11 protein-coding genes and 2 tRNA genes are annotated in these 9,707 nt (G+C 66.9%); 7 read left to right on the top strand and 6 right to left on the bottom strand.

The window, feature by feature from the left end; all coding sequences use genetic code 11:
* Positions 1 to 9: 9 nt before the first annotated feature.
* From DTA22_RS28130 to DTA22_RS28120, 3 genes are all read right to left on the bottom strand, one after another.
* Positions 10 to 82: transfer RNA gene (locus DTA22_RS28130), tRNA-Arg, on the bottom strand.
* A 45-nt stretch (positions 83 to 127) separates the two neighbouring features.
* Positions 128 to 219 (bottom strand) — tRNA-Ser (locus DTA22_RS28125).
* A gap of 99 nt (positions 220 to 318) precedes the next feature.
* Complete coding sequence (locus DTA22_RS28120; RefSeq protein WP_037228087.1) at positions 319 to 1,044, bottom strand: dienelactone hydrolase family protein; 726 nt, start codon at positions 1,042 to 1,044, stop codon at positions 319 to 321.
* A gap of 61 nt (positions 1,045 to 1,105) precedes the next feature.
* Between DTA22_RS28120 and hisC the strand changes: the two genes are divergently transcribed.
* Together hisC and DTA22_RS28110 are read left to right on the top strand one after the other, a co-directional pair.
* Positions 1,106 to 2,182: a histidinol-phosphate transaminase gene (gene hisC / locus DTA22_RS28115; RefSeq protein ID WP_037228421.1), complete on the top strand. Its 1,077-nt coding sequence runs from the start codon at positions 1,106 to 1,108 to the stop codon at positions 2,180 to 2,182.
* Between the two features lie 89 nt (positions 2,183 to 2,271).
* Positions 2,272 to 3,972 carry a bifunctional metallophosphatase/5'-nucleotidase gene (locus tag DTA22_RS28110; protein WP_112301639.1) on the top strand — a complete coding sequence of 567 codons (1,701 nt, stop codon included), beginning with the start codon at positions 2,272 to 2,274 and terminating at the stop codon, positions 3,970 to 3,972.
* A gap of 8 nt (positions 3,973 to 3,980) precedes the next feature.
* On the opposite strand, the gene DTA22_RS28105 is transcribed toward DTA22_RS28110, so the two are convergent.
* Complete coding sequence (locus DTA22_RS28105; protein WP_037228092.1) at positions 3,981 to 4,982, bottom strand: alpha/beta hydrolase; 1,002 nt, start codon at positions 4,980 to 4,982, stop codon at positions 3,981 to 3,983.
* A gap of 250 nt (positions 4,983 to 5,232) precedes the next feature.
* Positions 5,233 to 5,865, bottom strand: coding sequence for a maleylpyruvate isomerase family mycothiol-dependent enzyme (locus DTA22_RS28100; protein WP_037228094.1), 633 nt, complete (start codon positions 5,863 to 5,865; stop codon positions 5,233 to 5,235).
* 142 nt (positions 5,866 to 6,007) lie between these two features.
* On the opposite strand from DTA22_RS28100, the gene DTA22_RS28095 reads away from it, so the two are divergent.
* From DTA22_RS28095 to DTA22_RS28075, 5 genes are all read left to right on the top strand, one after another.
* Positions 6,008 to 6,274, top strand: coding sequence for an ArsR/SmtB family transcription factor (locus DTA22_RS28095; protein ID WP_245973379.1), 267 nt, complete (start codon positions 6,008 to 6,010; stop codon positions 6,272 to 6,274).
* Positions 6,274 to 7,257, top strand: coding sequence for a TIGR03086 family metal-binding protein (locus DTA22_RS28090; protein WP_037228099.1), 984 nt, complete (start codon positions 6,274 to 6,276; stop codon positions 7,255 to 7,257). The genes DTA22_RS28095 and DTA22_RS28090 overlap by 1 nt, the downstream gene beginning before the upstream one ends.
* 24 nt (positions 7,258 to 7,281) lie before the next feature.
* On the top strand, positions 7,282 to 8,073 hold the full coding sequence (locus DTA22_RS28085) for a VOC family protein (RefSeq protein WP_037228102.1): 792 nt from the start codon (positions 7,282 to 7,284) through the stop codon (positions 8,071 to 8,073).
* Between the two features lie 3 nt (positions 8,074 to 8,076).
* Positions 8,077 to 8,439, top strand: a complete 363-nt coding sequence (locus DTA22_RS28080) for a TfoX/Sxy family protein (protein WP_112301638.1) — start codon at positions 8,077 to 8,079, stop codon at positions 8,437 to 8,439.
* Positions 8,440 to 8,593: 154 nt separating this feature from the next.
* On the top strand, positions 8,594 to 8,818 hold the full coding sequence (locus tag DTA22_RS28075) for a hypothetical protein (protein ID WP_146777804.1): 225 nt from the start codon (positions 8,594 to 8,596) through the stop codon (positions 8,816 to 8,818).
* On the opposite strand, the gene DTA22_RS28070 is transcribed toward DTA22_RS28075, so the two are convergent.
* A complete protein-coding gene (locus DTA22_RS28070; protein ID WP_112301636.1) occupies positions 8,812 to 9,696 on the bottom strand; it encodes a hypothetical protein in 885 nt (294 codons plus the stop codon). The two genes, DTA22_RS28075 and DTA22_RS28070, sit on opposite strands and share 7 nt — an antisense overlap.
* Between the last annotated feature and the right edge of the window lie 11 nt (positions 9,697 to 9,707).

Here is a 9,707-nt window from a genome sequence, read left to right as displayed (position 1 = left end):
GTTTCTTTGTGCGCCCGAAGGGATTCGAACCCCTAACCTCTTGATCCGTAGTCAAGTGCTCTATCCGTTGAGCTACGGGCGCATGTTCTTCAGTTGTCTAGCTTGCACCGGCCGACTAGGCCCGGTGTGGCGGAGGCGAGAGGATTTGAACCTCCGGTCCCTCGTAAAAGGGACAACTCATTAGCAGTGAGTCCCATTCGGCCGCTCTGGCACGCCTCCCTGGGGTGGTTCCGATCCCTTCGGACCGCCGGTGCGAAAGATTACACACCTTTCCACCACAAAGGCAAAACGGCTGGTCAGAGCGTAAGGATGGCCGCTTTATCGCAGGTGGCTGTCGAACCAGTCGAAGATCCGCCGCTGCGCGTCGACGATGGCCTGGGCACCCGGGTCGTCGTCCCTGCCGTCGAGTACCTGAGGCGGTTCGTCGGCTCGGTGCGCAAGGCCGGCGTAACTCACGACGAGCCCCGCGACGTCGGACTTGGCGGTGGCGTCGCGCAGCAACTCGACCTGATCGGGCGGCGTGGACGGATCGTCCTCCCCGTACAGACCGAGCCACGGGGCCTTCAGGTCGGGGGCGGCGTGCACCAGCGCAGGCGCGTCATCCGACAACGGCTCGACGATCCCGCGGGCGGCAACACTCACGGCGGCGCCCACGGGACGCGTCGTGGCGACGAGCAGGGCGGCGGTCCCGGCGTCGTCGAAACCCAGCACCCCGACGCAGTCGGCGTAGATGCCCCGCGCGATCAGCCAGTCGAAGGTGGCGTCGAAGTCGGCGAACAGGGCGTCGCCGAACACCTCGACATCGCTCGGCGCCGGTTCCCGGTGGAAGAGGTGTGGCGCCACCGTCACCCACCCCTCCATCGCGAACGAGCGCATCAGATCGAGGAGAGGTTCGCTGAAGGTACGCGACTCGTGCAGGACCACGATCCCGCCCCGCGCCGGACCGTCCGGCTCCACCGCGGTGAGCGGAACACGCAACTGAGGGTTTTCCGGCGCGTCTCCGGACGTCCGCAGGGCTGCACTGTCCCTGAAGAATCCCGACATGTCCCTACCTTGGCACGAAGGGGGCGTCGGCGCAGTGGATCGGGAGGCGCATAATCGCCTGGTGACTCCGCGAACCAGGGCAGACCTCGACACGATCCCGGCTTACATCCCCGGCAAGAACTTTCCGGGCGCGATCAAGCTGGCGAGCAACGAGACCACGCTGGGCCCGTTGCCGAGTGTGCGCGACGCCATCGCGGACGCCGCCGCCAACGCCAACCGCTACCCGGACAACGGCCATGTCGCCCTGATCGCGGCACTCGCCGACCACCTCGGGGTGGCCACCGAGAACATCGCCGCGGGTTGCGGTTCGGTGAGCCTGTGCCAGGAGTTGGTGCAGGCCACGTGCAACGACGGTGACGAGGTCATCTTCGCGTGGCGGTCGTTCGAGGCCTACCCCGTGGTCACGCAGGTGGCCGGGGCAACACCCGTCAAGGTTCCCCTGACCGCCGACCACGGTCACGACCTCGACGCGATGCTGGCCGCGATCACCGACCGCACCCGGCTGATCTTCGTCTGCAACCCGAACAACCCCACCGGCAACGCGCTGACGAAGGCCGAACTCGAGCGGTTCCTCGACGCCGTGCCCGCCGACGTCCTGGTGGCCCTCGACGAGGCTTACTTCGAGTACAGCCGGTCCGACGCCGACGGCATCGAACTGTTCCGCGGACGCCCCAACGTGGTGGTGCTACGCACGTTCTCCAAGGCGTACGGCCTCGCCGGCATCCGCGTGGGGTACGCGGTCGCCGATCCCGCGGTCGTCACCGCGCTGACCAAGGTGCACATCGCGTTCGCGGTCAATGCCGTCGCGCAGGCCGCCGCCATCGCGTCGCTGGCCGCGTCCGGAGAACTTCTGGCACGCACGGACGGCGTCGTCGCCGAGCGGGGCCGGGTGCGCGACGCCCTGCTCGCCGCCGGGTACGAGGTGCCCGAATCGGCCGCCAACTTCGTCTATCTCCCGTTGGGCGCCCACTCCGGGGCGTTCGCCGCCGCCAGCGCCGAGGCCGGTGTGCTGCTGCGCCCGTACGGCGACGACGGGGTGCGGATCACGATCGGCGACCCCGAGGAGAACGACGCGTTTCTCGCCTTCGCGACGAGCACCGAGGCACGCTCGATCGCGAACGTCGCGGTCCGGGCGTAACGCTCGAGACGTAAACGTTACCCACGGGTATAACGCCCGTGACTCCCTGTTGGCAGACTCAGTGAGGTTTTGCCGAAGGGAGCCCCTACATGCGTCGCCGCGCCGCGCTCCGCACAGCTGTGCCTGCTGCCGGACTCGCGATGGCGCTGGCGATCTCGGTGACGTCGGGTCTGTCCGCGGCGCAGGCGCAGGACGCTCCGGTCTCCGTCCGGCTCCTCGCCTTCAACGACCTCCACGGCAGCCTCGAGCCGCCGCCCGGCGTCCGCAGTCAGGTGAAGCACGCCGACGGCTCGCTGGTCCCGGCCGGCGGCGCCGCCTACCTCGCCGCATACGTCGACCAGCTGCGCGGCCAGGCGACCCATTCACTGCTGTATTCGGTGGGTGACAACTGGGGGTCGTCGGCGCTCGAATCCGCGATGTTCCACGACGAACCGACCGTGCACCTGCTCAACAGGATGGGCGTCGACGCATCCGCGATCGGCAATCACGAACTCGACGAGGGCTACCCGGAGTTCCGGCGCATGCAGACCGGTGGCTGCCATCCCGCCGACGGCTGCCGGTTCGGAAACACGTTCGAGGGCGCGAACTTCCCGCTCCTCGCGGCGAACATGGAGTTCGACGACGGCGCGCCCGCGACCCTGCCGTTCACCGTCGACTACGTCGAGGGAATCCCGGTCGGGGTCATCGCGACCATGCCCGCCGACACCGCAACAATGGTGACCATGGAGGGGGTCGGCGGGCTGCGCTTCACGGACGAACTCGCCGCCGTCGACCGGACCGCGGACCTCCTCGACTTCTTCGGCGTGCGGGCCATCGTGCTGCTGATGCACAAGGGAGCCGAACCCGTCGCCGACAACGGCCCCAACTCGTGCGAGGTGACATCCGGACCCGCACGCGACCTCGCGCTGCGGGCATCCCCGAAGGTCGACGTCATCTTCACGGCCGACAGCCACCAGCAATACAACTGCTCGTTTCCCGACCCGATGGGCAACCCGCGCGTCATGATGCAGGGCGCGTCGCACGGCCGCATCGTCTCGGTGGTCGACGTGTCGATCGACCGCACCACCCGCGACGTCCTGCGCGACCGCGCGTCGGCGTTCAACCAGGTGGTCACCCACGACATCCCGTCGGACCCCGGCATCCAGGCGCTCGCCGACGGTGCCGCCGCTCAGGCCGCCGAGATCGGTGCGGCGCGTGTGGCGTCGTTGACGGGCGACCTGACCCGCGACGAGACCGGCAGCGGCGAGTCCACCCTCGGCAACGTCGTCGCCGACGCCCAGCTTGCGGCGGGGTCCGGGCACGGCGCCCAGGTGGCACTCACCAACCCCGGCGGGCTCCGCGAGGATCTGCTGCGGGGCCCGGAGGGCGCCGTCACCTACGGGCAGACCTACGCCGCTCAACCCTTCGGCAACACCCTCGAGGTCCTGGCGGTCACCGGCGCGACTCTGAAAACTGCGCTGGAGCAGCAGTTCCAGCCGCGGGGAGACGGCACGATCACGGAGCGGATCCTCGCCCCGTCGAGTTCGCTGACGTACACCATGAACCGTTCGGCGACTGTCGGCGAACGCATCTCGGACATTCGCGTGAACGGCGGCGCCGTCGTCCCCGACGGCACCTACCGGGTGGCCGTCAACAAGTTCCTCGCCGATGGCGGCGACGGCTTCGACGCCTTCCGCACCCGCGCCGAGGCCGTGCACGCGGGCTGCGACCTCGACGCCTTCACGGCCTACCTGGGGACGAATTCACCGGTGCCACCGCCGAACACCGACCGGATCACGGTGGTCGGATAGGAACGCCGTCAGACGCCGAGCGCACTCTTCAGGACGGGCCACGAGGTGCGCAGTTCGTCCTGCCAGTACGGCCACGAATGGGTGCCGACGTTGCGGTAGACGAACGTCGCCGGGATCGCGAGCTGGGACATCCGCTGCTGGAACGTCTGCGTGCAGACGTTCGCCGCCGCCTCGAGGGGGCCGCCCACCGCGATCGTGGACGCGATGTCTCCGCTGATCTCGTACGGTCCGGGGAGCCCGTTGCCCGTCGAGATGTAGATTTGCTTGCCCCGCAGAGCTTCGGCGTTCACCGAGGGGTCGTGCGCGGTCCAGGCCGGATCGGTGTCGGGACCCCACATGTTGGCCGGGTTTCCGCCCTTGAACGCCACCGTGCCCCGCACCGAGTCCCGCGAGCTGGGCTGGGAGTTGTCGAGGCATCCGCTGTAGGCGGCGAGTCCGCGGTAGAGCTGCGGATGCCGGGTGACGAGGTTGGCGGCGCCCATCGCGCCCATCGACACACCCGCGACGGCGTTGACGCCGTTGCCGCTGAAGTTCTTGTCGATGATCGGCGGGAGTTCGTTGGCCAGGAACGTCTCCCACTTGTTGACACCCAGCGTGGGGTCGGGCTGCTGCCAGTCGGTGTAGTAGCTGGCGGTGCCGCCCACCGGGAGCACCACGTTGACCTTCTTGTCGGCGAAGAACTGGACCACGTCCGTCTTCTGCGTCCAGGTGCTCTCCCGGAAGTCCGACTCGGCGCCGGCGCTGACCCCGTCGAGCAGGTACAGCGACGGCCTCGACCCGCCACCGGCGGGATGCAGCACCTGCACCTGCACGACGCGGCCCATGGCGGGGGAATTGATGAACACGGCACTACGGGTGTCGGTGAGCGGGACGATCTTGTCGACTCTCGCGACGCCACTTCCCGGAGGCGCGACCGGAGCAGGCACCGGATCGGCCACCGCAGTGAACGCCGGCCCCATGAGGGTCAGTGACACTGCCAGACCGACGGCAGCCAATGCTTCGCGACGCATAAAGAAATCCCTCTTCCCCGGACTGTGTGGACCCCGATTGCACAGTACAAAATGCGTCCGGTCAACAAGAGCTTAGAGGTTTTGTGACAGCTGTGTGCCCCAGCGTGATCACGTTGTAGTCATCACGGTCCGCGGCCGGTCGTCCCGGCTCATCCGCCTCGACAGACGCACCCGTTTCACGCAGCCGCACCCCTTCCGAGGCTGATACGGGTGCGGCTACGCAGAAGGGATGCGTGTGGATGCCGGGCCGTTACTTGGGCAGGGCGGACTTCAGCTGGTCGAGACCGTCGCCGCCGAGTTCGTCGAGGGCCGCGCGGCGACCCGTCATCGCCAGCACGAGCGCCAGCATCGGGCCGGACACCTCGGGACCCGATCCGGTGGACCAGTCGGTGTCGGTTGCCCGCAACGTCAGTCCCGCGACCCGGGATTTCGACCCGATCAGCAGGTTCGAGTTCTTGTAGAAGTCGGCGACGCGGACGACTGCGTCCATCGGGTACTCGTGTGCGATGCCGAGCGGTCGGCGGATGTCCTCGCCGTGGACGATCATCTCGCCCAGCATGGCGTCGATCGGGCCGGGCGGATGCGTGGAGTCACCCATGTGCGCCCGGAACTCGTCGAGCGACTCCGCCGGTGTTCCTTCCTCCTCGTGTGCGATGTCCTTCTCGAACATGGTGTTGATCCGGAATCCCGACCCGACGAGTTTTCCGACGAACTTCGGCGGCGTCATCTTCTCCGTCGCCGTCATGTGCGCGAACACGTCCCGCACGGTCCACCGCTCGCAGAGCGACGGCGTCGACCACTGTGTATCGGTCAGCGGTTCGAGGTCGTCCACCAGTGCGCGGCGTTCGTCGTGAATCGTGGGCCAGGGGCTTGACGTTGTCATTTCTCACTCCCTCGTCGCTTTGAATTCTCCCACCTCACGACCGCTGCGGCGAGACCCATTGCACAACGTGTTAGTCACGACTAACGTATTGATCGTGCTCGATCAGTTGGAAGTCGCAGCTGAGCCCACCCGGAGACGCCTCATGCAACTGCTGACATCAGGTGAACAGACCGTCAACAACCTCGCCGCACACTTCCCCGCGAGCCGGTCGGCGATCTCGCAACATCTCCGGGTGCTCACCGAGGCCGGACTGGTCACTGCGCGTAAGGACGGACGCTTCAGGTACTACCGGCTCGACCCGCAGGGACTCGCGCAACTTCGCACGTTGTTCGACTCCTTCTGGATCGACGAACTCGACCGCCTCGTCGCGGACGCCACCGAGGAAGCAGCTTCCGAAGGAGACAGCTGATGCCATTCGACAAGACCGTCGTCGTCCCGCTGGACCCGGACGCCACGTTCGACCTCGTCACCCGACCGGAACGATTGCGGCGATGGCAGACCGTCGCGGCCCGCGTCGACCTGCAGGCAGGCGGCGAGTACCGGTGGACCGTCGTTCCCGGGCATTCGGCCGCGGGCACTTTCCGTGAGATCGTCCCCGGCAAGCGGGTGGTGTACACGTGGGGATGGGAAGGCGACGACGAACTCCCACCGGGATCGTCCACCGTGACGGTGACTCTCACCCCCACCGCCGGCGGGACCGAGGTGCGACTCGTGCACGACGGGCTCACCGAAGAACAGGCTGTCCGCCACGCGGAGGGCTGGAACCATTACCTCGACCGTCTCGTCGTCGCCGCGCAGAGGAGCGACGCCGGGCCCGACGACTGGGCGGCCGTTCCGGATCCGCTCGACGAACTGTCCAGCGCCGAGGCGACATTGGCCGCGGTGCAACGTGTCCTGCGCGACGTCACGGCCGACGACATGTCCAAGCAGACGGCGTGCACCGAGTTCACCGTCTCGCAGCTCGCCGATCATCTCGTCGGTTCGATCACCGCCCTCGGCGGCGCGGCGGGCGCGACGTTCGACGACGACCCCGGCAAACCCGTCGAGGCCAGAATCGCCGACCTCGCCCAACCCGCGCTGGAGGCGTGGCGCAGTCGCGGCCTGGACGGCACGGTGACGATCGGGCCGAACGACATCCCCGCCACTGTCGCCACCGGGATCCTCTCCATCGAATTCCTCGTTCACGCCTGGGATTTCGCGGCAGCGATCGGAGGCGAGGTCGCCGTGTCCGAGCCTCTCGCCGAATACGTGCTGTCGCTGACCCACAAGATCATCACGCCCGAAGGCAGGAAGGCCGTCGGGTTCGACGACCCCGTACCCGCCCCACACACCAGCGACGCGGTCACCCGGCTCATCGCCTACACCGGCCGCCACCCCGTCCCGGCGGTCTGACACCTCACACGGAAAGGTCCAGTCATGCCCATCAAGTCGGAATACGCCCAGGGAACACCGGACTGGGTAGACCTCCAAACCAGCGATCAGGACGCCGCCAAGGAGTTCTATGCGGAACTGCTCGGCTGGGAGTACGACGACCGGCCGATGCCCGAAGGCCCCGTCTACTCGATGGCCACCGTGCGCGGCGAGAACGTCGCCGCCATTGCGCCACTACAACCCGACGCGGCCGCGGCCGGGGCGCCGGCGAACTGGAACACCTACATCGCAGTCGACGACGTCGACGCGACGCTCGCGAAGGTCCCCGGCGCAGGCGGCCAGGTTCTGATGCCGGCGTTCGACGTGGGGGAAGCGGGCCGCATGTCCTTCGTCACCGACCCCACCGGGGCGGCCGTCGGATTGTGGCAGGCGAACAAGCACATCGGCGCCACCCTCGTCGGCGACCCGGGCGCCTGCCTGTGGAACGAACTGAACACCGGCGACGTGGAGAAGGCGCTCGCGTTCTACAACAGCGTCTTCGGGATCACCTCGTCGAAAATGTCGATGGGACCGGAGTACACCTACACGCTGTTGGAGGTGGGCGACGACCAGGTCGGCGGATGCGGTGAGCCGATGAAGCCCGGCACACCGAACCACTGGCGGGTGTACTTCGCCGTCGACGATGTCGACGCCAGCGCTGCGAAGGTCGTCGAACTCGGCGGCACGATCGTCGAAGAAGCGATGGACATCCCCACCGTCGGCCGCATGGCCGCCGTCACCGACCCGCAGGGCGCGATCTTCAGCATCATGACGCCAGAGGAACGTCAGGAATCCTAGACAGTGAAGATGCCGAAACCCTCCGAGGAGGACAAACAGTTCTTCCGGTCCCTGATCCCCGACGTCCCCGGCGTCGAGGTGAAGCCGATGTTCGGCAACCTGGGCGCGTTCGTCAACGGCAACATGTTCGCCGGGCTCCTCGGACCGAAAGTCGGGGTCCGGCTGCTCACCGAGCAGGCGAGGGACGAGCTGGCGTCGTCCGACGGCGCGGGCCCGTTCGGTCCGGGCGAAAAGCCGATGCGCGAGTACCTGGCCCTGCCGGACCGGTGGCGCGGCACCCCGGACCGCGCCACACCGTGGGTGGAACGCGCGCTCGCCGAGATCGCCGCACTGCCGCCGAAGCAACCGAAACCCCGGAAGAAGTGAACAAACGCCGGCAGCCCTGACCTGGAGAGAAACCAGATCAGGGCTGCCGGTCGTTGGCGGAAGCGGAGGGATTTGAACCCTTCTGGCGCCCCTGAATATAGGCCCGATATTGCCTCTACCTGCGCTTTCATTGCTCGCTCACTACCACTAAATCATGCTGATTCGTGGGCAAGTGTGGGCAAAGTGTGGGCACGAGAAGTCGGGCAGAATCGCGCGTATCGACGAATCACTGCGCGCCCTCGAGCTTCCACCCAAGTCCCGCCTGGTCGACGTGCCCCGCGAGAGTCGCGTCGCTCGGTATCGACGCGAGAACGCCGAGTGGGCCGCGAAGAACGGCCCGGTGGTCGTGCGCAGGATCGGCGAGGAGAAGGCTCAGTGATCGAACAAGCTGCCCTGGACCGGGCCGGGGAGGTGCTCGATCACTCTCTCGATCGTGCGTTGCGTGGTCAGCGTCCCGTTCGTATCCATTGTCTGGATAGTTCGTATCTCGGCGCGCAATTTGTCGCCCTCACCGAACTGGACGTCACGCCGACGAATGCGGTCGCGGAAGGCAGCGTCCTGCATCGTCGCCGTGAAGTTGGTAGATCCGTCATTGAGTCGCCACTGCAACGTCTCGCGGAAGGGAACCGAGTCAACGGTCACGACCTGTTCGATCGTGTTATCGGAAACCACCGTGAGGTCACCAGCACTGGGATTGAATGCTGGAAGGTCGCTCTGGTCGATCATGAGCGGCGGAAAGTTCGGTCCGCCGATCGACACGCTCGTGATCCCCTCCGAGTTCAGCGGAGCGGTGAATCGCTGTGTCGCCTGGCGAAAATCGTTCGATTGGACCAATGAGATGGATTCAGCGGGCAGGGTAATGCTGTCGCCGTCCGCGGTGGTGATCCGAACGGTACCGTCGCCAATATCCTGGCTGGTGTAGGTCCGATTGCGGAGCCACTTGATGCCATTGACCGCTAGCAAGACCAGGCCGAGTAGACCACCGCCGTTCGCGGCCGCGGTCACATGCCGGCCGCCGAGCAGGTTCAGCGCTTGGTCGATCAGGTTCGAGTTCAGCACAAGGTCGACTGCGAACGAACCCTCCCGCGACGCGGTTATTTCGAGATTCGCACGGCGTGCGTCCGGCGCCACCACAGTCTGGGCGGTCTGGAATGCGTCAGCCAGCGCCAGAAGTGCCGGTGCCAGCTCGCGAACATCCATCCGATGCTCGTCCAGCGCGGGACCGTCAAAGGTCACGTCGAACTGCTCGGTTGCCATTGCGTCACCGT

It is taken from the genome of Rhodococcus wratislaviensis (assembly GCF_900455735.1).
In the GTDB taxonomy this organism is placed as follows: Bacteria; Actinomycetota; Actinomycetes; order Mycobacteriales; family Mycobacteriaceae; genus Rhodococcus_F; species Rhodococcus_F wratislaviensis.
Note: the sequence above shows the minus strand (reverse complement) of the source record. Positions and strands in the feature narration are given on the sequence as shown.